General features: G+C 70.5%; 23 protein-coding genes and 1 riboswitch. Of the genes, 12 read left to right on the top strand and 11 right to left on the bottom strand.

Translation table 11 applies throughout. From position 1 onward, the window contains the following. Window positions 1-376 precede the first annotated feature (376 nt). The 3 genes from ABZX85_RS45765 to thrC all read right to left on the bottom strand — a co-directional run bounded on the left by ABZX85_RS45765 (window position 377) and on the right by thrC (window position 2,596). Window positions 377-580 (bottom strand): cold-shock protein, encoded by a 204-nt coding sequence (locus tag ABZX85_RS45765; RefSeq protein WP_004986573.1) that lies wholly within the window; start codon window positions 578-580, stop codon window positions 377-379. Between the two features lie 466 nt (window positions 581-1,046). Continuing rightward, a complete protein-coding gene (locus ABZX85_RS45760; RefSeq protein WP_355883735.1) occupies window positions 1,047-1,322 on the bottom strand; it encodes a MoaD/ThiS family protein in 276 nt (91 codons plus the stop codon). Next, window positions 1,319-2,596: a threonine synthase gene (gene thrC, locus ABZX85_RS45755; RefSeq protein WP_355883733.1), complete on the bottom strand. Its 1,278-nt coding sequence runs from the start codon at window positions 2,594-2,596 to the stop codon at window positions 1,319-1,321. The genes ABZX85_RS45760 and thrC overlap by 4 nt, the downstream gene beginning before the upstream one ends. 17 nt (window positions 2,597-2,613) lie before the next feature. Continuing rightward, window positions 2,614-2,761: riboswitch (SAM riboswitch) on the bottom strand. Between the two features lie 165 nt (window positions 2,762-2,926). On the opposite strand from thrC, the gene ABZX85_RS45750 reads away from it, so the two are divergent. Together ABZX85_RS45750 and ABZX85_RS45745 are read left to right on the top strand one after the other, a co-directional pair. Next, the gene (locus tag ABZX85_RS45750; RefSeq protein WP_355883731.1) at window positions 2,927-3,871 is read left to right on the top strand and encodes a glucosyl-3-phosphoglycerate synthase; all 945 of its coding nucleotides are present in this window, start codon (window positions 2,927-2,929) and stop codon (window positions 3,869-3,871) included. Between the two features lie 113 nt (window positions 3,872-3,984). Beyond that, window positions 3,985-5,358, top strand: a complete 1,374-nt coding sequence (locus ABZX85_RS45745) for a trehalose-6-phosphate synthase (RefSeq protein WP_355883729.1) — start codon at window positions 3,985-3,987, stop codon at window positions 5,356-5,358. Here the strand turns inward: ABZX85_RS45745 and otsB are convergent. The 3 genes from otsB to ABZX85_RS45730 all read right to left on the bottom strand — a co-directional run bounded on the left by otsB (window position 5,334) and on the right by ABZX85_RS45730 (window position 8,038). Then, window positions 5,334-6,140 (bottom strand): trehalose-phosphatase, encoded by an 807-nt coding sequence (otsB, locus tag ABZX85_RS45740; RefSeq protein WP_355883727.1) that lies wholly within the window; start codon window positions 6,138-6,140, stop codon window positions 5,334-5,336. The two genes, ABZX85_RS45745 and otsB, sit on opposite strands and share 25 nt — an antisense overlap. A gap of 399 nt (window positions 6,141-6,539) precedes the next feature. Then, window positions 6,540-6,776, bottom strand: a complete 237-nt coding sequence (locus tag ABZX85_RS45735; protein WP_355883725.1) for a DUF3263 domain-containing protein — start codon at window positions 6,774-6,776, stop codon at window positions 6,540-6,542. A gap of 20 nt (window positions 6,777-6,796) precedes the next feature. After that, window positions 6,797-8,038, bottom strand: coding sequence for an extracellular solute-binding protein (locus tag ABZX85_RS45730; RefSeq protein ID WP_355883865.1), 1,242 nt, complete (start codon window positions 8,036-8,038; stop codon window positions 6,797-6,799). A 123-nt stretch (window positions 8,039-8,161) separates the two neighbouring features. Between ABZX85_RS45730 and ABZX85_RS45725 the strand changes: the two genes are divergently transcribed. The 3 genes from ABZX85_RS45725 to ABZX85_RS45715 are packed head-to-tail and all read left to right on the top strand — an operon-like array spanning window position 8,162 to window position 11,193. Beyond that, entirely contained in the window at window positions 8,162-9,103 is a 942-nt protein-coding gene (locus ABZX85_RS45725; RefSeq protein ID WP_355883723.1) for an ROK family protein, read from the top strand. Next, window positions 9,103-10,236: an N-acetylglucosamine-6-phosphate deacetylase gene (gene nagA, locus ABZX85_RS45720; RefSeq protein ID WP_355883720.1), complete on the top strand. Its 1,134-nt coding sequence runs from the start codon at window positions 9,103-9,105 to the stop codon at window positions 10,234-10,236. Before ABZX85_RS45725 ends, nagA begins: the two co-directional genes overlap by 1 nt. Window positions 10,237-10,263: 27 nt before the next feature. Next, the gene (locus ABZX85_RS45715) at window positions 10,264-11,193 is read left to right on the top strand and encodes a 1-phosphofructokinase family hexose kinase (RefSeq protein ID WP_355883717.1); all 930 of its coding nucleotides are present in this window, start codon (window positions 10,264-10,266) and stop codon (window positions 11,191-11,193) included. Here the strand turns inward: ABZX85_RS45715 and ABZX85_RS45710 are convergent. Next, window positions 11,190-12,158 (bottom strand): carbohydrate-binding protein, encoded by a 969-nt coding sequence (locus tag ABZX85_RS45710; protein ID WP_355883714.1) that lies wholly within the window; start codon window positions 12,156-12,158, stop codon window positions 11,190-11,192. The genes ABZX85_RS45715 and ABZX85_RS45710 overlap by 4 nt on opposite strands. 117 nt (window positions 12,159-12,275) lie before the next feature. Beyond that, window positions 12,276-13,955 (bottom strand): diguanylate cyclase CdgB, encoded by a 1,680-nt coding sequence (cdgB, locus tag ABZX85_RS45705; RefSeq protein ID WP_355883711.1) that lies wholly within the window; start codon window positions 13,953-13,955, stop codon window positions 12,276-12,278. 411 nt (window positions 13,956-14,366) lie between these two features. Between cdgB and ABZX85_RS45700 the strand changes: the two genes are divergently transcribed. Both ABZX85_RS45700 and ABZX85_RS45695 read left to right on the top strand, forming a co-directional pair. Next, a complete protein-coding gene (locus ABZX85_RS45700; protein ID WP_355883861.1) occupies window positions 14,367-14,858 on the top strand; it encodes a flavin reductase family protein in 492 nt (163 codons plus the stop codon). A 268-nt stretch (window positions 14,859-15,126) separates the two neighbouring features. Beyond that, window positions 15,127-15,603 carry a GNAT family N-acetyltransferase gene (locus ABZX85_RS45695; RefSeq protein WP_355883708.1) on the top strand — a complete coding sequence of 159 codons (477 nt, stop codon included), beginning with the start codon at window positions 15,127-15,129 and terminating at the stop codon, window positions 15,601-15,603. A gap of 107 nt (window positions 15,604-15,710) precedes the next feature. Here the strand turns inward: ABZX85_RS45695 and arfB are convergent, their stop codons facing one another. Further along, window positions 15,711-16,145: an alternative ribosome rescue aminoacyl-tRNA hydrolase ArfB gene (gene arfB / locus ABZX85_RS45690; RefSeq protein WP_355883705.1), complete on the bottom strand. Its 435-nt coding sequence runs from the start codon at window positions 16,143-16,145 to the stop codon at window positions 15,711-15,713. Window positions 16,146-16,302: 157 nt separating this feature from the next. On the opposite strand from arfB, the gene ABZX85_RS45685 reads away from it, so the two are divergent. After that, the gene (locus ABZX85_RS45685; protein WP_355883703.1) at window positions 16,303-16,878 is read left to right on the top strand and encodes a TerD family protein; all 576 of its coding nucleotides are present in this window, start codon (window positions 16,303-16,305) and stop codon (window positions 16,876-16,878) included. Window positions 16,879-16,974: 96 nt separating this feature from the next. Here the strand turns inward: ABZX85_RS45685 and ABZX85_RS45680 are convergent, their stop codons facing one another. Then, the gene (locus ABZX85_RS45680; RefSeq protein ID WP_355883700.1) at window positions 16,975-17,940 is read right to left on the bottom strand and encodes an aminoglycoside phosphotransferase family protein; all 966 of its coding nucleotides are present in this window, start codon (window positions 17,938-17,940) and stop codon (window positions 16,975-16,977) included. A 32-nt stretch (window positions 17,941-17,972) separates the two neighbouring features. Here ABZX85_RS45680 and ABZX85_RS45675 point away from each other — a divergent pair, with 32 nt between their 5' ends. Continuing rightward, window positions 17,973-18,233 (top strand): DUF6221 family protein, encoded by a 261-nt coding sequence (locus ABZX85_RS45675; RefSeq protein ID WP_355883697.1) that lies wholly within the window; start codon window positions 17,973-17,975, stop codon window positions 18,231-18,233. Between the two features lie 385 nt (window positions 18,234-18,618). After that, window positions 18,619-20,286 carry a lysyl oxidase family protein gene (locus tag ABZX85_RS45670; protein WP_355883694.1) on the top strand — a complete coding sequence of 556 codons (1,668 nt, stop codon included), beginning with the start codon at window positions 18,619-18,621 and terminating at the stop codon, window positions 20,284-20,286. Window positions 20,287-20,334: 48 nt separating this feature from the next. Here ABZX85_RS45670 and ABZX85_RS45665 read toward each other — a convergent pair whose 3' ends face one another. Then, the gene (locus tag ABZX85_RS45665; RefSeq protein ID WP_355883691.1) at window positions 20,335-21,636 is read right to left on the bottom strand and encodes a hypothetical protein; all 1,302 of its coding nucleotides are present in this window, start codon (window positions 21,634-21,636) and stop codon (window positions 20,335-20,337) included. 209 nt (window positions 21,637-21,845) lie between these two features. Between ABZX85_RS45665 and ABZX85_RS45660 the strand changes: the two genes are divergently transcribed. Beyond that, window positions 21,846-23,216 (top strand): LCP family protein, encoded by a 1,371-nt coding sequence (locus ABZX85_RS45660; RefSeq protein ID WP_355883688.1) that lies wholly within the window; start codon window positions 21,846-21,848, stop codon window positions 23,214-23,216. 115 nt (window positions 23,217-23,331) lie between these two features. Continuing rightward, the coding region (locus ABZX85_RS45655; RefSeq protein WP_355867953.1) for an NAD(P)-binding domain-containing protein at window positions 23,332-23,414 on the top strand (83 nt) is incomplete at its 3' end.

Below are 23,414 nucleotides of genomic sequence, written 5' to 3'. Positions count from 1 at the left end.
CCCACGCGGCGGCAGCCGCAGATCAGGCGCAGAACCGCACCTCTGAAAGACCGGGCCGAGCGCCGAGCGAAAGTACCCCGCCGTGACTGGTCTCGCTCACGCGGCGGCAGCCGCACTTCGATACAGCCCCGCGCCCCTCAAAGACCGGGCCGAGCGCCGAGCAGGAAGTGGCCGCGCCGCAGCCGGTCGTGCTCGCGCGGCGACAGCCGCAGATCAGGCACAGGGCCGCGCCCCTGAAGGACTGGGCTGAGTGCCGAGGGAAAGTGGTGGCGCCGTGGCCGGTCGCGGGCTCGTGTATCGATGCAGAGCTGCGCGCAGGTCGGGGCGCGGCAGAAGACCCGCACCCTGGACAGGTGCGGGTCTTCTGGTGAAATGTTCAGGCGGTGACGCGAACCATGTCGGCCTGCGGGCCTTTCTGGCCCTGCGAGATCTCGAACTCGACTCGCTGGCCCTCTTCGAGGGTGCGGTAGCCGTCCATCTGAATGGCGCTGTAGTGGACGAAGACGTCCGCACCACCGTCGACCGCGATGAAGCCGTACCCCTTCTCCGCGTTGAACCACTTGACGGTGCCCTGAGCCATGCCTAACTCCCCTATTACTGGCCCTTGCGCAGATCCACACTTCGCGGACCCGGGTCAGACCTCACCCCCCAGCCGATTTGGGGGCGTGCGCCGGAACGCGTCGACCGCGGCCGAATGTATCTGCACAACTGCCCTCTGCAACAGGTCAATCGGACGAGAATTCTGGACGCACTCGATCCGGAATGTGGTGAGAATTCAGGAGAGTTCAGGGCAAGTCGGGCCCGACATATGCCGCAAATGCCACGCAAGAGGCATGCAGTTTGGCTACTTCTTGTCGGGTGTAAGGCAGAAATCAAGGGCGCCCGGCACGTCAAGCGGAAGCGGGTTCCCCAACCCTACCTCCTTCAACCACACAGAATTGCCCCCTCCGCTTCGAAGCAGAGAGGGCAATTCGATGAACAATGAGTAATGTGCATTACTGACGGTTACTACCGGCGAGTAATGACATTAGGTCAACACATACGGGTCAGCCGCCCGCGACCGCCGGGATGATCGAGACGCCGGCGCCGTCAGGGGTCGCCGTCTCCAGCCCCTGCTCGAACCGCACGTCGTCGTCGTTGACGTACACGTTGACGAACCGCCGCAGCTTCCCCTGGTCGTCCAGGACCCGCGCGGAGATCCCCGTGTGGTTCTTCTCCAGGTCCGCGATGACCTCACCGAGGTTCCCGCCCTCGGCGCTCACCTCGGCCTGCCCGCCCGTGTAGGTGCGGAGGATGGTCGGGATACGAACAGTGACGCTCATGCGAGGCCAGCCTCTCGGAAGGAGTCCAGGGTCGGACGGATGGTCGCGGTGAGCCCGGTCCCGGCCACCGCGTCGAGGGTCTTCAGGCCGTCACCGGTGTTCAGCACGACCGTCGTCAGGGACGGGTCGAGCAACCCGTTCTCGATCAGCTTGCGCGTCACCCCGACGGTCACCCCGCCCGCCGTCTCCGCGAAGATCCCCTCGGTCCGCGCGAGCAGCTTGATCGCGTCGACGATCTGCTCGTCGGTGACGTCCTCCACGGCCCCGCCCGTACGCCGCGCGATGTCCAGCACGTACGGCCCGTCCGCCGGGTTCCCGATGGCCAGCGACTTCGCGATGGTGTCCGGCTTCTGCGGCCGTACGACGTCGTGCCCCGCCTTGTACGCGACGGACACCGGGCTGCACCCCTCCGCCTGCGCCCCGAAGATCTTGTACGGCTTGTCCGCGACGAGCCCCAGCTTGATCAGCTCCTGGAGCCCCTTGTCGATCTTCGTGAGCTGCGACCCGGAGGCGATCGGTACGACGAGCTGGTCCGGGAGTTCCCAGCCGAGCTGCTCGCAGATCTCGTACGCCAGCGTCTTGGAGCCCTCGGCGTAGTACGGCCGCAGGTTGACGTTGACGAAGCCCCAGCCCTCGCCCGCAGAGTCGCCGATCAGCTCGGAGCAGAAGCGGTTGACGTCGTCGTAGTTGCCCTCGATGCCGACCAGCTCACCGCCGTACACCGCGGCCATGACGATCTTGCCCTGCTCCAGGTCGTGCGGGATGAAGACGCAGGAGCGGAGCCCGGCGCGGGCGGCGGCGGCGCCGACGGCACCGGCGAGGTTGCCGGTGGAGGAGCAGGAGAGGGTGGTGAAGCCGAAGGCGCGCGCCGCTTCGAGTGCCTGGGCCACCACTCGGTCCTTGAAGGAGTGCGTGGGGTTGCCGGAGTCGTCCTTGACGAACAGCTTGCCCTGGGAGACGCCGAGCGCGGCTGCCAGGTTGTCCGCCTTGACGAGCTTCGTCCAGCCGGGGTTGATGTTCGGCTTCTCGGCGACGTCGGCCGGGACGGGGAGGAGGGGGGCGTAACGCCAGATGTTGGCGGGACCGGCCTCGATACGGGCCCGCAGCTCTTCGGTGTCGTACGCGGAGAAGTCGTACGCGATCTCCAGCGGGCCGAAACACTCTTCGCAGGCGAAGAACGGGCCGAGGGGGACGCGGTGGCCGCATTCGCGACAGCTCAGCGCCGCGGCGGGACCGAGGTCGACGGTGGTCGTGGCGACGGTTTGCACAGCCATGGAGGCGAGGCCCTTTCTCCTCATCTTCCTCACGACGCATCTCGCCGTGAGACGGATTTGGCACCTTCCCTAGCCGGGAGCCTCGCTGCGTGATCACGCACGAGACCGGCTGGAGGGTTGCCGGGGCTTCATCGGGCCGTATCCCTCTGCCCCTCTGGATGAGCGGTATGAAGTTATGAGTGGAGCTGTCCGCCCGGCGCCCCCGACATGCGATGGTCACCAGCGTTGTTCAAGACTGTAACCGAATGCCACGACAGTTGAGATAGTCGTCCGAACCGCGAGATGGATCACACTGGGCAGTGTGATCGTGACAGTGAGGAGCCGCTGACTGTGCTGGAAGAAGTCGAGCGCTGGCTGGCCACCCGCTCCTGGTCGGTGACCGATCGCCCCCTGCACCGGATCATGGCCGCGAAACGCGCGTCCGGTCTGACCGTCTCCGTGGTCCTGCCCGCGCTGAACGAGGAGGAGACCGTCGGGGACATCGTCTCCGTCATCCGCCACGACCTGATGCTCCAGGTCCCCCTCGTCGACGAACTCGTCGTCGTCGACTCCGGCTCCACCGACCGGACCGCCCAGGTCGCCGCGTCCGCCGGCGCGCGGGTCGTCCACCGCGACGCGATCCTCCCCCGCCTGCCCGCCGTCCCCGGCAAGGGCGAGGTCCTCTGGCGCTCCCTGCTCGCCACCACCGGCGACATCGTCTGCTTCATCGACGCCGACCTGCGCGACTTCTCCTCCGACTTCGTCTCGGGCATCGTCGGCCCGCTGCTGACCGATCCGGGGGTGGACCTGGTCAAGGGCATGTACGACCGTCCCCTCGCCGGCGCGGCCGGTCAGGGCGGCCGGGTCACCGAGCTGATGGCGCGCCCCCTGCTGAACATGCACTGGCCCCAACTCGCCGGGTTCGTGCAGCCGTTGGGCGGGGAGTACGCGGCCCGCCGCAGTCTGCTGGAGCAGCTTCCGTTCCCGGTGGGGTACGGGGTGGAGCTGGGGATGCTGGTGGACGCGCTGCATCTGGTGGGGCTGGACGCGCTGGCGCAGGTCGACATCGGGGTCCGCAAGCATCGTCACCAGGACGGGCAGGCGCTGGGGCGGATGTCCGCGGCGATCTACCGGACCGCCCAACTCCGGCTGGCGCGCGGGCACTTGATCCGTCCGGCGCTGACGCAGTTCGAGCGGGGGGAGGACGGCTTCGAGGCGCGGACGTATTCGGTGGACACGGAGGAGAGGCCGCCGATGGTTGAGGTCGCGGAGTACGCGCGGCGGAAGGTGGCGTGAGTGGCTCTCGGGCCGTACCCGGCTAATACTTGGGTACGGCATACCCCCCAGTCCCATGCCACGTATACGTTCCGAACGTTTGAGCAGCGCGGCGCCTGGCTAGGTTCTGGCGTATGACGTTCGGTGCTTCCCGTGTGCTCGTCGCCTCCAACCGGGGGCCCGTCTCGTACTCCGTGGGGGACGACGGCACCCTGCACGCCAAGCGCGGAGGCGGCGGCGTCGTCTCCGGGCTCTCCGCGATCGACCCGGACGCGGGGGCGCTGTGGGTGTGCAGCGCGCTGTCCGACGGGGACCGCGAGGCCGTGCGGCGAGGGGTCGGGGAAGCCGGGACGCGGATGCTCGACATCCCGGCCGACGTGCACGCCGACGCGTACAACGGGATCGCCAACTCCGTGCTCTGGTTCGTGCACCACATGCTGTACCAGACGCCCCTGGAGCCCGTGTTCGACGCGGAGTTCAGGCGGCAGTGGGCGTCGTACGAGGCGTACAACCGGGCGTTCGCGCAGGCGCTCGCGGAGGGGGCCGCCGAGGGGGCGGCCGTGCTGGTGCAGGACTACCACCTGTGTCTCGTGCCCGGGATGCTGCGGGAGCTGCGGCCGGATCTGCGGATCGGGCACTTCTCCCACACGCCCTGGGCGCCGCCGGACTACTTCGCGCTGCTGCCCGACGACATCCGGGCGCAGCTCCTGACGAGCCTGCTCTCCGCCGACCGGCTGGGGTTCCTCACGCAGCGGTGGGCCGACTCCTTCGCCGCGTGCTGTCCCGAGGGGACGGGTACTACGGGTATCGGGGTGCATCCCCTAGGGGCCGACGCGGACTTCCTCCGGGAACGGGCCCATCAGCCCGATGTACGGGACCGGATCGCGTCCCTCCGGGAGGAGATCGGGGAGGGGCGGCTCGCGGTCGTACGGGTCGACCGGACCGAGCTGTCCAAGAACATCGTCCGGGGGCTGCTGGCGTACCGGCATCTCCTCGACACGCACCCCGAGTGGCACGACCGCGTCGTCCATGTCGCCTTCGCGTATCCCTCCCGGCAGGACCTCAAGGTCTACCGGGACTACATGGACGAGGTCCAGCGCGTCGCCGACGAGATCAACTCCGTGTACGGCACGGCCACCTGGACCCCCGTACTCCTCCATCTCAAGGACGACTTCGCGCGGTCCCTCGCGGCGTACCGGCTCGCCGACGTCGCCCTCGTCAACCCCATCCGCGACGGCATGAACCTCGTCGCCAAGGAGGTCCCCGTCGTTTCCGACGACGGTTGCGCGCTGGTCCTTTCGAGGGAGGCGGGGGCGTACTGGGAGCTTCGCGACGACGCCATCACCGTCAACCCCTACGACATCCTGGAGACCGCCGCGGCCCTTCACGAAGCGCTCTCCATGCCGCTGGAGGAGCGGGCCGAGCGGACGAAGCGGCTCGCGTCGGCGGCTACCGCGTTGCCGCCGACGCAGTGGTTCCTGGATCAGCTCAACTCGTTGACCAGCTGATCCAAGAGGGCTACGACGCCGGCCGGGCCGTTCACCGTGAGGTCGGCGCGGGTGGTGAGGGCCGTGACCTCCTTGCTGGCGCTGCATACGAGGATGCCGGGGGTGCCGGTTTCGCGGAGTGTCTCGACCGCGTCGAAGGCGGGGAGGTCGCCGAGGTCGTCGCCGGCGTAGAGGATGGCGGCGGGGGTGGTCTCCTGGGCCAGTTTCTTCAGGGCCGCTCCCTTGTCCGTGCCCGGCGGGCGGATCTCCAGGACCAGTCTGCCCGGTTCGACGAGGAGGGCGTGGCGGGTGGCGAGGGCGGTGATGGGTTGCCGCAGGGTTTCCCACAGGCCCTGCGGGTCCTTCGCGCGGCGTGTGTGTACGGCGACCGCTCGGCCCTTCTCCTCCACCCAGGCGTCCGTGTCGCCCAAGATGGCGGGGAGTTCTCGTCGGACCTCGTCGAGGGCGGGGGGAGTTGGGGGGGCGACGACCTCTCCTGTGCGCTGGTCCCAGCGTTCGGCTCCGTAGTGCCCGAGGACGATCATCCCCTCGATCTCGCCGAATCCCCCGTATCCGACGGCCACTTCAGCGGGCCGACCGGTGATGACGGCGACCCTCACGCCGCGCTCCGCCAGCGCCGCCAGCGCCTCCACCGCGCCCGGGTACGGGCGTGACTTCTCCGGGTCCTCCACGATCGGCGCCAGCGTCCCGTCGAAGTCGAACGCGAGGAGGGAGCGGGCGGGGTGGGCTCGGATCGCGTCGAGGGCTTGTTGGGCTGCGGGGGTGGGGGGGTGGGTAGGCATGGGTTGAGCCTAGGGTGTCGCGTGCGGGTCCGTCGTGGCTTGTCGCGCAGTTCCCCGCGCCCCTGAAAGACCGGGCTGAGCGCCATCGTCAAGGATCATGTCCGCGCGGGGAGCCTCGGCCCCGGAAGGACTTCGGGTGCGGGTCCGCCGTGGCTTGTCGCGCAGTTCCCCGCGCCCCTAAAAACTGGGCTGAGCACCATTGCAGGCGATCACGTCCACGCAGGGAGCCGCAAGGATCACTTCGGCCGCCGGCCGCATGTAACTGATCGCGCCCCGCGGCGGAGCCGCTGTCCCGGGCCCGCGCCTTCGTACGGCGATCAGCCCCGGTCTTTCAGGGGCGCGGGGAACTGCGCGAACGGCCACAGCGGGCCCGCGGACGGGTCTCCTCCGGACCCACCCCTAACGCTCCTCCCGCCTTGACTCCCGGACCCTCCGCAGGCGGTTCACCGTCACCGGGTCGGATTTGAGGGCTCGGGGGTCGTCGAGGAGGGCGTTGAGGAGTTGGTAGTAGTGGACGGGGGAAAGGTTGAGTTCTTCGCGGATGGCTCGTTCTTTGGCGCCGGGGGTGGGGAAGGGGCGGCGTTCGAGGGCGAGGATGGTGAGGGCTTGGGGGGGGAGGTCGGGCGGCAGCGGCATGGGGAGACAGTAGTGCGGGGTTACGACAGTCCGCTTTCCGCGGCCATCGCCTTCGTCTCGAGGGAGCGGAGGATCGATTCCGGGTCGGCGTCGGGGGCGACCGCCGCGCCGATGCCCTGTTTGATCGATGCAGCCACCGTGGACCAGGACGTGCGGCCGGCGGGGTAGAGCTGGGCGAGGGGGAGTTCCTCCAGGAAGGGTTCCAGGGGCCGGTCCGAGGGGGCCGCGGACATGGCGGCGGAGGCGGAGGAGGTCACCGGGAGGAGGTCGTAGGTACGGGAGAAGGTGAGGACGTTCTCCTCGGAGTAGACGAAGTCGAGGAACTCGCCTATCTCGTCCTGGTGGTTGTGCTGCTTGAAGGCGGTCATCCAGTCGGCCACCCCCATCGTCAGCGGCCGGACGCCGGATCGACCCGGCATGGGGACCATGCCGTACCGGACGCCCTTGTCCTGGGCGGCGCGCATGAGGGAGGGGTGGCCGATGAGCATGCCGACGTCGCCGGCGGCGAAGGCCGTGAAGGCGGTGGCGCGGTTGAGTTTCGCGGGGGCCACCGGGCCCGTCAGGCCCTTGTCGACGAGGTTGTCCTTGAGCCAGGTGAAGGTCTGGACGTTCTCGGTGGAGTCGAGGCTGTAGGTCCCGGCGGTGGTGGTGTACCCCCCGCCGCCGCTGAGCATCCACTGCATGGCCTCGGCCTGCGCCTCCTCGGGCCCGAGGGGCAGCGCGTAGGGGTACTTGACGTCGGCCTCCTTCAACTTCTCGGCGGCGGAGGCCAGTTCGTCCCAGGTGGTGGGCGCCGTACGGACACCGGCCCGCTCGAACAACGCCTTGTTGTAGAAGAGGAGCCGCGTGGAGGCCGCGAACGGCATCCCGTACTGCTGCCCCTGCACCTTCCCCGCGTTCCCGAGCTGCGCAACGAAGTCGGCCTGGACGGGGATGGAGAGCAGGTCGCTCGCCGGGTAGAGCCGGTCCTCGGCGGCGTAGTCGGCGTACGACCCGATCTGCGCCATGTCGGGCGCGTCCCCGGCGTCGACCATGGCCTTGACCTTGGCGTCGACGTCGTTCCAGGAGTAGACGCTGACCTCGACGTCGACGTCGGGATGCTTCTTCTCGTACGCCTCGACGAGCGTCGCCCAGTACTTGGTGGAGCTGTTGGCCGCGCTGTCCCCGTAGTCCGCGGCGACGAGTCTGAGGCTCACCCGTCCGGAGTCACCCCCGAGTACCCCGCACCCCCCGACACTCACCGTCAACGCCAACGCGGCCACGGCCCCGACCCAGCCCCTCTGCACCACTGCTGCCCACTCCACATACTTGTCCGATAGTCGGAGTAAGGTCTACACCACCCGAGTGGACTAGACCTCTCCCGGGTCCTCGGCCACACTGTCACCGTGAGACATGTCATCGCCCTCGACGTGGGCGGCACCGCGATGAAGGGCGCCCTGGTCGGCGCGGACGGCGCGCTGCTGCACCGCGACCGCAGGCCCACGGCCCGCGAGCGGGGCACCGAGGCGGTGATCGAGGGCATCCTCGACTTCGCGGCGGACCTCCGGGCGTACGGCGTACGGCAGTTCGGCGAGACCGCCCGCGCGGCGGGCCTCGCCGTCCCCGGCATCATCGACGAGGCGCGCGGCACCGCCGTCTACGCCGCGAACCTCGGCTGGCGCGACACCCCGCTGCGCGATCTCCTCTCGGCCCGTGTCGAGGCGCCGGCCGCGCTCGGGCACGACGTCCGCACCGGCGGTCTCGCGGAGGGCCGCCTCGGCGCCGCCCGGGACACCCCCCGCTTCCTCTTCCTCGCCCTCGGCACCGGTATCGCGGGCGCCATCGGCACCCCCGCCGGCATCGAGGCCGGCGCGCACGGCTCCGCCGGGGAGATCGGCCACGTCGTCGTACGCCCCGACGGCATCCCCTGCCCCTGCGGGCAGCGCGGCTGTCTGGAGCGGTACGCGTCGGCGGCGGCGGTGTCGCAGGCGTGGGCGCGGGCCTGCGGCGACCCCGACGCCGACGCGGCGGACTGCGCGAAGGCGGTGGAGGCGGGCGACCCGACGGCCCGGCAGGTGTGGCGGGAGGCCGTCACCACCCTCGCCGACGGGCTCCTGACCGCCCTCACCCTCCTCGACCCCTCGACGATCGTGATCGGCGGCGGCCTCGCGGAGTCGGGCGACACCCTGTTCACCCCGCTGCGGGAGGCGATCGGCGCGCGGGTGACGTTCCAGCACCTGCCCGGGATCGTCCCGGCGGCCCTCGGCGACACGGCGGGCTGCCTGGGAGCGGGCCTGATGGCATGGGATCTTCTGAAGAAGACGGACGGCACGGAGGAAACGCCCTGATGGCAGCAGAGTCGACGATCCTCACCGGCGCACGCGTGGTCCTCCCTTCGGGGACCGCCGTCCGGGACCTCGCCGTGCACGGCGAGCGCATCACCGCCGCTCCCCCGCCAAACGCCCGGCGCATCGACCTCACCGGCCACCACCTGGTCCCCGGCTTCGTCGACCTGCACAACCACGGCGGCGGCGGAGCCTCCTTCTCCGGCCCGGTCGAGGAGGTCCGCAAGGCGCTGCACACCCACCGCCTGCACGGCACCACCACCCTCGTCGCCTCGACGGTGACGGACGACCTGGACGTCCTCACCCGGCAGGCGGGCGTCCTCAGCGAACTCGCCGAGGACGGGGAGATCGCCGGCATCCACTTCGAGGGCCCGTTCATCTCGCCCTGCCGCAAGGGCGCCCACTCCGAGGCGCTGCTGCGCCACCCGGACCCGGCGGACGTCCGCAAGCTGCTCGACGCGGCGCGCGGACAGGCCCGGATGGTCACCCTGGCCACCGAACTCCCGGGCGGCATCGACTCGGTGCGGCTCCTCGCCGAGCACGGCGTGATCGCCGCGATCGGCCACACGGACGCGACGTACGAGCAGACGCGCGAGGCCATCGACGCGGGGGCGACGGTCGCCACGCACCTCTTCAACGCGATGCCCCCGCTGGGCCACCGCTCCCCCGGCCCGGTCGCCGCGCTCCTCGAAGATCCGCGCGTCACCGTCGAGTTGATCAACGACGGCACCCATCTGCACCCCGCCGCCCTGGAGTTGGCGTTCCGGCTGGCCGGTCCCGAGCGCGTCGCGTTCATCACGGACGCCATGGACGCGGCCGGCGGCGGCGACGGGATCTATCTGCTGGGCCCGCTGGAGGTCGAAGTCACCGACGGGGTCGCCCGGTTGGTGGAGGGCGGCTCGATCGCGGGCTCGACGCTGACGCTGGACCGCGCGTTCAAGCGGGCGGTGACGGTCGACGGCATCCCGGTCGAGGACGCCGTCCAGGCGCTGTGCGTCAACCCGGCCCGCCTGCTGGGGCGTTGGGACGAGATCGGGTCGCTGGAGGCCGGGAAGCTCGCCGACGTCGTCGTCCTGGACGAGAACTTCGACCTCAAAGGCGTGATGAGGCACGGTAGTTGGGTAAGCACGCCGTAGGCGCCGGCGCGGGGGAGGTCGAGGCAGGTGATCCTGACGGTCACGCTCAACACCGCTCTCGACCTCACCTACCGCGTGCCGGGACTGCGTCCCCACACGACCCACCGGGTCACCGACGTCGTCGAACGGCCGGGCGGCAAGGGGCTGAACGTGGCCCGCGTCCTCGCCGCCCTCGGCCACGAGGTGACGGCGACGGGCCTCGTGGGCGGCGCGACGGGCGAGGCCGTACAGGAGCAACTCACCCTGGTCCCGGGGGTGGTCGACGCGCTCGTCCCGATCTCGGGGACCACCCGGCGGACCGTCGCGATCGTCGACACCCACACCGGTGACACGACTCAGCTGAACGAACCGGGCCCGGTCGTCACCGCCGCCGAGTGGACGGCGTTCCTGGAGGTGTACGAGCAACTCCTGGGCTCTGCCTCGGCAGTTGCCCTGTGCGGCAGCCTCCCGCAGGGGGTGCCGGTCGGCGCGTACGCGGGGCTGGTGCGGGCGGCGCGGACGGCGGGCGTGCCGGTGCTGCTGGACACGAGCGGCGAACCGTTGCGCAGGGGGGTCGCGGCCCGGCCCGACATCATCACCCCGAACCTCGACGAGCTGGCCGAACTCACCGGCTCCCACGACCCGTTGACGGCCGTCCAGGACGCCCGCAGGCGGGGCGCCCGCTCGATCGTCGCCTCCCTCGGCCCCGAGGGTCTCCTCGCGGCGACCCCGGAGGGCCGCTGGCGCGCCACCCCACCGACTCGCCTCCACGGCAACCCCACCGGCGCCGGCGACTCGGCCACCGCCGGACTCCTCCTTGGCCTGACCCACCGACTCCCTTGGCCCGAACGCCTCTCCCACGCCCTCGCCCTCTCGATGGCGACCGTCCTCGCGCCGGGGGCCGGGGAGTTCGACCGGGGGGCGTACGAGGAGTGGGTGGGGAGGGTGGCGGTGCGGGGGGAGGCCAGCGCGGCCTAGTCGAGGCTCTTGACCTGGCCCTTGCGCAGCGCCAACTGGTCCAGCAGGACGTTGCACTTGTTGCCGGACTGGCAGGAGATGGAGATGGTGTTGGTGCCCTTGGTCAGGGTCGTCCAGGAGTAGGTCCTGCTCCACGCCTGGGCGGGGTCCGTGGCGCCGGTGAAGTTGCTGAAGTTCACCGGGCGGCTCTCCGCCTTGCCGTTGACCGAGAGGGTCATCTCCTGCTTGTCGCCGACGACGTTGAAGAGGGCGAAGACCGTGTAGGCCCCGTCCTCCGGAATGCCGTTGACCGTCCAAGTCACCGAGGCACCCTCGGTGTTGAGACCGGTGACGTACGTACCGGACTTCGAGCCCTTTATGTCCGAGGCGGTGGTCGCGCCGCCGTCCAGCTTCATCGCCTTCGCGTCGGTCGTCGGCGGCAGTTCGTCCTCGGCCTTCGGGCTGCTGCCCGAGTCGCTCGGGGACGCGCTCGTCGACGTGGAGGCGTCCGGCGTGGGCGTGGTGCCGTTCTTCGCCTCGTCCCCCTTGTCACCATTGGTGATCGCGATGACGATGCCGACGACGACCGCGAGGACCACCGCGACCGCGCCGATCAGGAGGCCCTTGGTGTTGGGGCCGCGACCGCCGCCGCCCCGGCCGGCGCCTCGCGGGGGCTGCTGGGGCGGGGGGCCCTGGTGGAGTCCCTGCTGCGGAGCGCCGTACGCGCCCTGCTGCTGGGGGGCGCCGTACTGCTGAGGTTGGGGGGGTTGCCCGTACTGCTGGGGTACCTGGCCGTAGGCGGCCGTCTGCTGCTGGGGGGCCGTGGTGGGGCGGCGGTCGCCGACCGCGCGGACCCGGTTGACCGAGTTGGGGTAGCCGTAGCCGCCGGACGGGGGCTGGGCTCCGCGGGCCTGTCCGTCCTCGTAGAGGTAGCCGAACGGGTCGTCGTCCTCCGGCGTGCTCGCGCCGTTGTTGCCGGGCGTCATCCCTCGAACTCCTCAACAGGTGCGGGGCCGTCTACAAGGTGGTGAGAAGAGCGAGCCTACCCGCTCCGGTGGGGCCGAACGGGTGAGTCCGCTTCCCTAAACCTTCTGACCTGCGGTTTATCCGGCCCGTCGATGCTGTTTGGGACGAGATCGTTTCTCGACGTACATCCGCTCGTCAGCGGACTTCAGGACCTCGTCCGCGGACATGCCGCACTCGGCCCAGCCGATGCCGAAGCTCGCGCCCACCCGGACCGCCCGGCCCTCGGCGCGGATGGGCTGGATGATCTCGTTGCGCAGGCGGACGGCCAGGTCGGTGGCGTCGGCGCGGCCGAGGCCGTCGGCGAGGATCACGAACTCGTCGCCGCCGAGCCGCGCGACCGTGTCACCGTCGCGGACCGCCTTGCCGAGCCGCCGGGCGACCTCGATGAGAACCGCGTCACCCGCGTTGTGCCCGAACCGGTCGTTGATCGACTTGAAGCCGTCGAGGTCGCAGAAGAGGACGGCGAGCCCCTTCGCGCCGTCGTCGCGCGCGCCCTCGTCGGGGGCGACGACGTGGACGTGGTGGTCGTAGCCGTCGTACGACGTCTGCCCGTGCGGCTGCGCGGGCACGGGGTGGTAGTCGAAGCCGTGGCCGTTCGCGTCGTGCGCGCCGGGGCCGTACGTCTGGTCCATCGCGTCGAGCGCTGCGGGGTGGCCGGACTGGGGGCGGCGGCAGATCCGGGCGGAGAGGCGGGCGCGCAGCTCGGCGGAGTTGGGCAGGCCCGTCAGGGCGTCGTGGGAGGCGCGGTGGGCGAGGTGGATCTCGCGGCGCTTGCGGTCCTCTATGTCCTCGACGTGGGTGAGGAGGAAGCGCGGCCCGTCGGCGGCGTCCGCCACGACGGAGTTGCGCAGGGACACCCACAGGTACGTGCCGTCGCGGCGGCCGAGGCGGACCTCCACCCGGCCGCCCTCCGGGGAGGTCCGCAGGAGGGTGCCGATGTCCTCCGGGTGGACCAGGTCGGAGAAGGCGTAGCGGCGCATCGCGGACGCCGGGCGGCCGAGGAGGCGGCACAGGGCGTCGTTGGTCCGGAGTATTCGGCCGTGCTGCTCGCCGCCCATCTCGGCGATGGCCATGCCGGAGGGGGCGTTCTCGAAGGCGGCCCGGAACGATTCCTCGCTCGCCCGCAGCGCCTGCTGCTCGCGCTCCAGACGGACCAGGGCGCGCTGGATGTTCGACCTGAGGCGGGCGTTGCTGACGGCTATGGCCGCCTGGAACGCGTACATCTGGAGCGCCTCGCGGCCCCAGGCGCCGGGCAGGCGGCCGTTGCGCGGGCGGTCCACCGAGAGGACGCCGATCAGCTCGCCGCAGGTGCCGCCGGGGGCGGCCGGGGTGTACATGGGGGCGAACAGGCGGTCCGAGGGGTGCCACTCGTCCTCGAAGCGGGGCGGGGGGCCGTCGGTGTACCACTGCGGGACGTCGTCGTCGTCGAGGACCCAGCCCTCGGTGTGCGGGATGAAGACCAGGTCGCCCCACATCTCGCCCATCGCGAGACGGCGCTCCCAGGACTCGCGGGAGCCGACGCGGCCGGTGATGAGCGCTTCCGCCGCGGGGTTCCCGGCGAACGCGGCGACGACCAGATGGCCGTCGTTCCGTACGAGGTTCACGCATGCCAGCTCGTAGCCCAGGGCGCTCACGACCCCGTCCGCGACCGTCTGCAAGGTGTCCGCCAGGCTGCGGGCCGTGTTCATGTCGGCCATCGCCTGGTGCAGTTGCCGCAGGGACGCGAGGCGGACATAAGGTTCCGACTCGGTCTCCATGCTCGCCCTCCCCCCGAGACTTCGCAGCGAATCAAGGGTTGTTCATCGGCGTACCATTTCACTGCCACTGAATCACAGCGCGCTGCTCACCCGGTACACAGGGTCAACAATTCTCGCCCCTTGTGACTCAAGTCACAGCGAAACATGAACAATTGGGCGGGGTTTCTGCAATTTTCAGAGTGCTCCGGAAGCCGTTACCGACTGTTTGGACAACGCTTACTGTACGTGGAGGGTTCCCGGCGCGGGGGCGGGTCGTAGGACCATCTTCGCCAGGCGTCTCGGGCCGAAGTCCGATGTCCGGCGGGGTGCGCGGACACTAGCGTGCCGAGGGTGCCGAACATTTCCCCGAACCCCGCCCCGCCGCTCGCCAGGCATGCTGAGGGGGTGAGCAACGACGCGTTCCGGGCCGCGATGGCCCGGCTGGCCGGTGGTGTGGTGCTGGTGACCGCGCAGGAGCCGTCCCTCGACCCCGACGACCCCGCGGCGCCGCCCGCCGAGGACGTCGGCATGACCGCCACCGCGTTCATGTCCGTCTCCCTCGACCCGCCGCTCGTCCTCGTCAGCCTGCGCACCGGCTCCCGGATGGACGATCTCCTCGACGAGCAGCCCCTGTGGGCCGTCTCCGTCCTCTCCGAGAGCCAGCGGCACATCGCCGGGCGGTTCGCGATGAAGGGGCGGCTCAGCGACCGGCTCCTCTTCGAGGACATCCCCTACCGGCGGGGCGAGGTCAGCGGGGCGCCGCTCGTGGGCGGGGCGCTGGCGAACATCGAGTGCCGGACGGAGCAGCGGGTGGTCGCCGGGGACCACACGCTGGTGATCGGGCGGGTACTGGGCGCCGCGCTGCCGAGTGCGGAAGGGGGGCCGTTGATGTACTTCCGGGGGAGGTATCGGCAACTGGGGTGAGGGGGGCGGGGGTTGGGGGGCGGGGGTTGGGGAGCGCGGTCCGGCGGGTGCGAGGGGGCTGTGGATGCGGGGAAGCGCTGAGGCGGGCGCCGAACAGCTCGCGACGGACGCCGGGAAGGCTGGGGCGGACGCTGGGCAGCTTGCTCGCGGCAGGCGTCGGGAGGGCTTCGGCGGACGCCGGGAAGACTGCCGCGGGCATCGGGAAGGCTTCGGCGGGCGTCGGGAAAACGCTTCGCCCTTGAGCCGGCGGCCTGCCTAATGTGCGGGCATGTCCGCACCCCGCCTCGAAGAGATCACGCCGGCCAACTTCGCGAAAGCGATCGCCGTGGCCGTGCTGCCCGAGCAGGAGTTCGCCGTCGCGCCGGTGGTGAAGTCGCTCGCCGAGGCGTACGTCCACCCCGGTGTCGCCTGGCCCCGGCTCATCGTCGACGGGGAGCGGGCCGTCGGCTTCCTCATGGCCTTCATCGACGTCGACTGGCGCGAGGACGGGGGGTCGCTGCGGCGGTCGGGGCTGTGGCGGCTGAACATCGCGGCCGGGGAGCAGGGCAAGGGGTATGGGCGGTTCGCCGTGCGGGCGGTCGCGGAGGAGCTGCGGCGGCGGGGGACGGAGGAGTTCTACGTCACCTGGCACACCGGGGAACACGGGCCCGAGGAGTTCTATCTGGGGCTGGGGTTCCGGAAGAACGGGGAGGTCGTGGGCGAGGAGGGGGAGGAGGAGGTCGTGGGGGTGCTGGGGCTGGGGTGAGGGGGACGGGTACGACGTAATACGAGGTAAGGGGTACGGAGACGGCGCGCGCTCGCCGGTGTCGTATCCGGCATGCGTACGACGGCCCTCTGCGCAGCCCCCCTCGGCTACCAGTCCCGGCCCGTCCTGCCCCGTTTCGTCTCCGCGCGGGCCTTCTTCTCGCGGAGGCGGCGTTCGTTGATGCCGCGGGGGATGCGGGTGGGGCGGCGTTGTTTGGGGGGCGGGGCGGTCGCCTCCGCGAGGAGGGAGGCGAGGCGGACGGCCGCCGCTTCGCGGTTGCGCCACTGCGAACGGTGCTCGGAGGCGCGGACGACGACGACGCCGTCGACGAGGCGGGCGGCGAGGCGCTCCAGCGCGCGGGCCTTCCAGACGGGCGGGAGGGACTCCGTGCGGGCGAGGTCGAAACGGAGCTCCACCTGCGTGTCGCTCGTGTTGACGTGTTGCCCGCCCGGTCCCGACGACCGCGAGAAACGCCACGTCAGCTCGGCCTCCGGGAGGGAGACGGAGCCTCTGATGGGATAGGGACCGGACATGCGTTCCATGGTGCGGCGGGGAGCCCCGGGAGTCACCTGGTTTTAGAGGTAAAGAAAGTAAAGGGGGCGGGAACCTTCGCGGCACCCTGGGGCGTTCAAGGGGGTAGCTGTAGGTTCACGCCATACGGCACGACTCGACGTACACAACAGGGAAGGACTCCCAACCATGGCTGTAAGCCTGTCCAAGGGTGGCAACGTCTCGCTCACCAAGGAGGCACCGGGCCTGACCGCCGTCACCGTGGGCCTCGGCTGGGACGTCCGTACCACCACCGGCACGGACTTCGACCTCGACGCGTCCGCGATCGCGGTCAACCCGGCGGGCAAGGTCTACTCCGACGCCCACTTCGTCTTCTTCAACAACAAGCAGACCCCGGACAACTCGATCGTCCACAACGGCGACAACCGCACGGGCGAGGGCGACGGCGACGACGAGTCGATCAACGTCAACCTCGCGGGCCTCCCCGCCGACGTCGAGAAGATCGTCTTCCCGGTCTCCATCTACGACGCGGAGAACCGCTCGCAGAACTTCGGCCAGGTCCGCAACGCGTACATCCGCATCCTCAACCAGGCCGGCGGCGCCGAGATCGCCCGCTACGACCTCTCCGAGGACGCGGCGACGGAGACCGCGATGGTCTTCGGCGAGCTCTACCGCAACGGCGCGGAGTGGAAGTTCCGCGCGGTCGGCCAGGGCTACGCGTCCGGTCTCGCGGGGATCGCGCAGGACTTCGGGGTCAACGTCTGAGGTGTGCCGCCGTGTGCGGTAGGTAGGTGATCGAACGGGCCCTGACCGCTGACGCGGCCGGGGCCTGTTTGTCGTCGAGGGGGGCGGACTCGGCTGTCACGGCGTGGGTCCGGTGAACGGTTCGTGGAGCCAGGCCGCCGCCGCTCTCAGGTTCTCCGGGGGTGTGCCGTGCGGGGTGGGGAAGACGTGGGTCCAGGCGGCGGCTCGGGCGACGGCGGCGAGGCGGCAGGCGAGGGTGGTGGTGCGGTGGAGGGCGGGGGTGGGGAGGCCGGTGTCGGTCCAGGGGGTGAGGTAGGCGTCGCGGAGGCGGGTGGCGGCTCGGGAGCCGTGGTGGCGGGTGGCCACGCGGAGGGGGACGAGGAGGCTCGCGAAGGGGTGGGCGATCGTGGCGTCGCCCCAGTCGAAGAAGGTGAACTGGTGGTACGGGGGGTGGGAGAGGACCTGGGAGTCCTGGAGGTCGGAGTGGTCGAGGGTGGTGGGGACGGGGCTTTCGGAGAGTTCGTCGCACCAGTCCTTCAGGCGGGGGCGGTTCGCCAGGAGGCCGGCTCTGGCCGTGCTGTCCAGGGTGGGGTTCTCGTCGGTCAGGCGGTCGAAGAGGGCCGGGATGTCGCTGGGGCGGGCGGAGGGGACGCCGAGGTGTTCGATCTCGGGGACGTGAGGGGTCACCTCCCTTTGCAGGGCCGCGTACTGGCGGAGCATCCCCTCCCACGCCGGCAGGTTCGGCGGGGTGCCGTCCGCGTCCCTCATCACCGTGCCGCCGTGCGGCCACAGCGCCCAGCCCCGCTCGGCCCACACCCGCACCGGCGTGAGCACCCTCCCCGGCACCCACCTCGCCAGCCCCTCCCCCAGCCCCGCCTCGAACCGGCTGCCCCGGGGGTTCGCCTTGAACCAGACGCCCCCGAAACGGATCAGGACGGACCAGGGCCGCAGACGTACGTCACCCTGGACGGCGTCGTCCCCCAGTACCCCCCGCACCCACTCCAGCACTTCGGCGCGCCACTCCGGGTCGTCCCAGGGGGTCACCCCTACGCCGTAGTCCCCGCGATCCACGATTCCGGTCATCCGCACATCATCTCCAGCGACAGGAGCACCCCATGGACGACGCCCTCCTCGGATTCCTCCACGCCCGCTACGAGGAGGACAACCACGCGTACGCCGAGGTCGCGCACCGCTTCGGCGGGGACGCGCTGCTCGACAGCCACCTTCCGATGCTGGACCTCGTCGACGCGCTGGCTCGGGAGTACGAGGGGATGACGGCGGGGGACGCGCGGCGGGCGGGGGTGGGGTACGCGTTGCGGGTGCTGGCTCAGGCGTACTACGAGCATCCCTCGTACCGGGAGGAGTGGCGGCTGTAACGGGAGGGTGGGGGCGCGGGCCGGCGTCGTATCGAAGCGGGCCGACCGCCCAGGGCGGTTGCCGTGACCCGCCCGGCGCCCCGCCCCCGGCGCCCCCGCACCCGGCCCGGAGATCATCGGTGATCGCCCGCCCCCACAGGATGACCTTGACCGACCGGATAACGCCCCTTGGTGATCAGGGGGTTGAGAAATTGACCTTCTTGGGGGTGGAGGCAACCGGGGTCGGCGAAAGGCTGTCTCACAGGGTGCTCATAGGTCGGGCCCGATCCCAGGGGCGCGTGGGGACGCGTCGCAGTGGTTCGTGGGGTGGGGGCCGAGCTGGGGCTGTTCGGTCCGGGTGGCCAGGACCAGGCGCACCCGCAGGCTAGGAACGGACGAGGAACCGATGACCAGTCAGCACAACCACAGGCAACTGAAGCGCGCGGCACTGGCCGCGGGGGCCGCGCTCACCGTCGTGGCGGCGGTGGCCGCCACCGCACCCGGCGCCGGCGCCGCCCCGGCGGCCAAGCCGGGCCAGCCCCAACTGAAGCTCGTCGCCGCGTCGAAGGCCGTCGTCATCGACAGGTGGGAGGGGGAATCGGGCGTCTATCTCGACCTCGGCACCTACCTGACCGTCGACAACGCGCCCCTCGAATTCAAGGTGACCCGCAAGTCGTACAAGGACCAGATCGTTGCCCAGCAGATCCTGCGGGACGGCAAGAAGGTCACGACGAAGAACCTCCCGGCGGGCCTCGTCAAGGACTTCAAGGGCCTCCCGGACTTCGTCGAGGTGTCCCTGACGGACGCCTCCGGCAAGGAGGTCACGAAGAGCAGCGGCACGTTCTGCCCGAACAACGCCTCGGGCCGGCTCCGCCCGGACGCCCCGGCGACCTCGCACTACCCGCAGAGCTGCCCCACCAACCCCTTCACCCTGGGCTCCGTCTGGGGCGTCGAGCAGGGCTGGGCCGCCAACACCTCGGCCGTCGACTACGACAAGCCGGTCGACCTCGCGGCCGGCGAGTACACCGCGAAGGTCTCCGTCGCGAAGAAGTACCGCGACCTCTTCGGCATCCCGAACGACCAGGCGACCGTGAAGGTGACGGTGCGGGAGCAGAAGGGCGGCGGCGGCCAGGGCCTGCGCTCCCCGCAGAGCGCCGGGCACGCCGGCCACGAGGCCAACACCCCTGGTGCCGCCCACCATTACGGCCCGCGCGGCGCCGACGCCCCCACCCCGCCCGCCCTCTCGCACGCCCTCGAAGCCCGCGGCCAGGCCCACCACCTGGGCGACGGCAAGGGCCACACGGACGGCTCCCGCATCGCCCCCGGGCTGCGGGCGAACGCCGCCAAGCCGACCGGCAAGGCCGGCGTCCCCGCCAACGTCCCCAAGCCCGACCTGCGTTCGCTCCCGGCCTGGGACATCCAGATCACCGACGGCGAGGACGGCGACGTCCCGGGCAAGGACTACCTCGCGTTCAGCGCGAACGTCTGGAACGCCGGTCCGGCCCCCCTCGTCGTCGACGGCTTCCGCAAGCCCGGCGCCGAACTCATGGACTCCTACCAGTACTTCTACGACGCGAACGGCAAGCAGGTCGGCTACACCCCGGCCGGCACGATGGAGTGGGACCCCCGCATCGGCCACGAGCACTGGCACTTCACGGACTTCGCGAGCTACCGCCTGCTGAGCGAGGACCGCACGAAGGAGGTCCGCAGCGGCAAGGAGGCGTTCTGCCTCGCCAACACGGACGCCGTCGACTACACGGTGAAGAACGCCAACTGGCACCCGTACAACACCGACTTGTCCACCGCCTGTGGACAGCAGAACTCGATCTCGGTGCGCGAGGTGCTGGACGTCGGCTCCGGTGACACCTACACCCAGTACCGTCCGGGCCAGTCCTTCGACGTCACGGGCCTGCCGAACGGGACGTACTACATTGAGGTGAAGGCGAACCCGGCCAACCGCCTCCAGGAGACGGACCTGAAGAACAACGTCTCCCTGCGCAAGGTCACCCTCGGCGGCACGGAGGGCGCGCGCACGGTCAGCGTCCCGCCGGTGGACCTGATCAACGCGCCGTAACACGAGACGACTTGGGGCGCCCCAACCCCCAGGGCGCCCCAACCCTCCTCAGAACTCAGCCGAGTTGTTGGACGTGTCGGGGTCGAACGAGAACCCCGTCCCGTACGACGGCCGCGCCGACACGCTCCCCTTGGCCCCGGGCACGACACTGTCGACCCGCACCGTGAACGGGAACTCGACGGTCTGCCCCGGCTTGATCAGAATCCCCAACTCGCAGGCGTACGAGGCTCCCCGCGCCCTGCACCCGTCCGGCACGCTCACCGCGCTCGTCCCGGCGGGCAGCGTCACGTCGAGTACGGCGACCGGGTCCCCGGAGCGGATGTTGGCGACCCAGGCGGGCCCGTTGTCGGTGAGCCGCGCGGTGAGGCCGACGGTCTCCCCGGCCGCCCCGCCCGCGTAGGACCCGGAGACCGCGAAGTCCGCCGTGTTGTCCGCCTGGATCAGCCGGCCCGTGCCGTTGTCGGAGGGCCACAACTCGCTCTGCCCGGCTGCCGTGTCGACGGAGAAGTCGAACCGCTCGTCGAGGGCGTGCGACGTGACGGCGACCTTCAGCGGCTGCGGCAGCGGGGCCGTCTCACCGGGCTGGACGACCGTGTCGAACGCGCAGGTGTAGTGGACGAGGAAGCCGGAGATGTCCTCGGACGAGCACTGCGGGTAGGCCGTCGCGAGGTCGAGCCCGTACGACGTCCACATCTGGAGGGTGTAGCCGTTCGCGGCCTGGTCACCGTGGTTGGTGACGCCGAACGGCACGTCGACCGTCGTCCCGGGCTGAACTCCCGTGAGATCGGGGTACGTCGGGAGGCTCAGGTCGGGACCGGTGCCGACGGTGACGTCCGTCTCGAAGGAGTCGGCCGGCGCGACGAGCGTCCCGTCGGGGCCGCCGGTCGCCTCGGCGGCGTACGTGATCCGCCCGGCGGCACCGACCGCGGCACCCGGCAACGACCGTATCTTCAGGGCCACTTGGGGGACGAACCCGGCGCGCAGGACCGGTACGTCGCCCACCTCACAGACCGCCGACGTCCCGCTGGGGGCGCAGTTCGACGGCCACAACACCTCGGCGACACCGGCGAGTCCGGAGACGTCGACCGTCAACTTGGCGTCACTCACCGTGAAGTTGCCGTTGTCGTGGTAGAGGCCGACGGGGATCGACTGGGCGATCGCGTCCCCCGAGGCCGGCGCGACCGTCACCGGACGGTCGGTCGGCGCGTTGATCCACAACTGGTCGGTCTGCTCGTCGGCCTGCGCCGGAACGACCGCGAGAGCGGCGAGCGCGAGCGACGCGGCGACGGCCGTACCGGCGCCGAGGCGCCGCCGTCCGCGCCAACGTCCGCGCATGCTGACGGAGTTCATCGATCCCCCTGATGATGGCTGTGAGGTGCCTGTTGATCATCGTAAGAGGCGGGTGAGATGAACGGGATGTGCGGTAACAGTCGTACTGGAAAAGAATTGGTCATTCCCAGGGCAACGAAACCTGATGTCTGGGTCGTCTGTTGTCTGTGGGGCGTCCGTGCCGAGTGGAGGCGGAGCTCCGAACGAGCCTGGGGGAGCGGAGGAACGGCGTGGGGAAGCGCAAGGCGGATGTCCGCCTGACGCGGCGAGGGCGGGTGCTGGCCTGGAGCGCCGGTGTCCTGTGCGTCGGCGTACTGGGGGTCGCGGGGGCCGGCACCTGGATCTACCAGCAGTTGAACGGGAACATCACCTCCGCCGACGTCGACGACAAGATCGGCGGCGACCGGCCCGAGAACCTCAGCCCGGGTTCCAAGAACATCATGATCGTCGGTTCGGACAGCCGTGACGGCGCCAACTCCGGCTACGGCAACAACAAGGACCTGACGACGATGCAGTCGGACACGCTGCTAGTCCTGCACATCCCGGCCGACCGCAAGTGGGCGTCCGTGCTGTCGTTCCCGCGCGACTCGTGGGTGCGGATTCCCGCCTGCGACAAGGGGAACGGCGCCAAGTCGGAGGAGCACCACTTCAAGATCAACGAGGCGTTCGCGCTGGGCGGGACGAGCGGGGAGGTCGCGGGGGCCGCCGCCTGCTCGATCAAGACCGTCGAGGAGAACACCGGGCTGCGCATCGACCACTTCATGTCCGTCGACTTCTCCGGCTTCAAGGGCATGGTCGACGCGCTGGAGGGCATAGAGGTCTGCCCGAAGACCGCGATCCGTTCCCCCAAGGCCAAGTTGAACCTCCCGGCCGGCTGCCAGACCATCGACGGCGAGACGTCCCTCGGCTACGTCCGCGCCCGCTACGGCGTCGGCGACAACTCCGACATCGGACGTATCGGCCGTCAGCAGGAGTTCATGGACGCCCTCGCCAAGAAGGCCAAGTCCAAACTGGGCAGCCCCGACGCGATGTACGGCTTCCTGAACGCGGCCACCAAGTCGCTGACGACGGACCCGGACATGGCCGGCATCAAGCCGCTCTACTCGCTCGCCTCCGAACTCCAGGGCATCCCGAGCGACCGGCTCTCCTTCCTCACGGTCCCCAACTACCCGCGCGAGGCGGACGTGCCGACCGACCGGGCCAACGTCGTCTGGCAGTACCCGCAGGCCGCCGACCTGTTCACCGCGCTGGCCAAGGACCAGGAGACGACGAAGGACGCGCTCGCGGCGAAGACGAAGAACCTCGTCTACGCGTCCGCCGTGAAGGTCAAGGTGCTCAACGGCACCGGGGTCTCCGGGCGGGCGGCGGCCGTCGCGGAGAAACTCCGGGCAAACGGTTTCACCGTCGTTTCCACCGGAAACGCCCCGTCCACCGTCTCGACGACGTCCGTCCAGTACGCCCAGGGCGCGGACGACACCGGCGCGCGCGCCCTCATGACGCGCCTCGGCGGGAAGGTGACCGCGGCGGCGTCCGGGGAGGCTTCGGCGGGGGTCGTGAACCTGGTCGTGGGGCCGGATCTCAAGGTCGACGACCTCTACTGAGGGGGCGCGGGCAGCCGTCGGGGAACGCCCGGATCTGCGCCGTATCGAGAAAGACCCGCCTCACGTGCGTACTTGACGGTGACGGACTCACCCACGCAGGGGACAGGTACAGCACATGAGCGCTTCCGCATCGATCGGCGTGACCGGCCTCGGGGTCATGGGCCGTAACCTGGCGCGCAATTTCGCGCGTCATGGTTA

The organism is Streptomyces sp. NPDC004539, assembly GCF_040610055.1.
Classification (GTDB): domain Bacteria; phylum Actinomycetota; class Actinomycetes; order Streptomycetales; family Streptomycetaceae; genus Streptomyces.
The sequence above is the reverse complement of the archived record's forward strand: the minus strand, read 5'-3'. Positions and strand labels throughout refer to the sequence as shown.

Bases quoted from the DNA above. Each gene is read 5' to 3' on its own strand.
- ABZX85_RS45670 (WP_355883694.1), top strand. From the start codon at position 18,619: ATGACCAGTCAGCACAACCACAGGCAACTGAAGCGCGCGGCACTGGCC.
- ABZX85_RS45710 (WP_355883714.1), bottom strand. From the start codon at position 12,158: ATGACGCCCGGCAACAACGGCGCGAGCACGCCGGAGGACGACGACCCG.
- ABZX85_RS45735 (WP_355883725.1), bottom strand. From the start codon at position 6,776: ATGCCGCTGCCGCCCGACCTCCCCCCCCAAGCCCTCACCATCCTCGCC.
- ABZX85_RS45695 (WP_355883708.1), top strand. From the start codon at position 15,127: ATGTCCGCACCCCGCCTCGAAGAGATCACGCCGGCCAACTTCGCGAAA.
- ABZX85_RS45665 (WP_355883691.1), bottom strand. From the start codon at position 21,636: ATGAACTCCGTCAGCATGCGCGGACGTTGGCGCGGACGGCGGCGCCTC.
- arfB (WP_355883705.1), bottom strand. From the start codon at position 16,145: ATGGAACGCATGTCCGGTCCCTATCCCATCAGAGGCTCCGTCTCCCTC.
- ABZX85_RS45675 (WP_355883697.1), top strand. From the start codon at position 17,973: ATGGACGACGCCCTCCTCGGATTCCTCCACGCCCGCTACGAGGAGGAC.
- cdgB (WP_355883711.1), bottom strand. From the start codon at position 13,955: ATGGAGACCGAGTCGGAACCTTATGTCCGCCTCGCGTCCCTGCGGCAA.
- ABZX85_RS45760 (WP_355883735.1), bottom strand. From the start codon at position 1,322: ATGAGCGTCACTGTTCGTATCCCGACCATCCTCCGCACCTACACGGGC.
- ABZX85_RS45680 (WP_355883700.1), bottom strand. From the start codon at position 17,940: ATGACCGGAATCGTGGATCGCGGGGACTACGGCGTAGGGGTGACCCCC.
- otsB (WP_355883727.1), bottom strand. From the start codon at position 6,140: ATGCCTACCCACCCCCCCACCCCCGCAGCCCAACAAGCCCTCGACGCG.
- thrC (WP_355883733.1), bottom strand. From the start codon at position 2,596: ATGGCTGTGCAAACCGTCGCCACGACCACCGTCGACCTCGGTCCCGCC.
- nagA (WP_355883720.1), top strand. From the start codon at position 9,103: ATGGCAGCAGAGTCGACGATCCTCACCGGCGCACGCGTGGTCCTCCCT.
- ABZX85_RS45765 (WP_004986573.1), bottom strand. From the start codon at position 580: ATGGCTCAGGGCACCGTCAAGTGGTTCAACGCGGAGAAGGGGTACGGC.
- ABZX85_RS45745 (WP_355883729.1), top strand. From the start codon at position 3,985: ATGACGTTCGGTGCTTCCCGTGTGCTCGTCGCCTCCAACCGGGGGCCC.
- ABZX85_RS45685 (WP_355883703.1), top strand. From the start codon at position 16,303: ATGGCTGTAAGCCTGTCCAAGGGTGGCAACGTCTCGCTCACCAAGGAG.
- ABZX85_RS45700 (WP_355883861.1), top strand. From the start codon at position 14,367: ATGGCCCGGCTGGCCGGTGGTGTGGTGCTGGTGACCGCGCAGGAGCCG.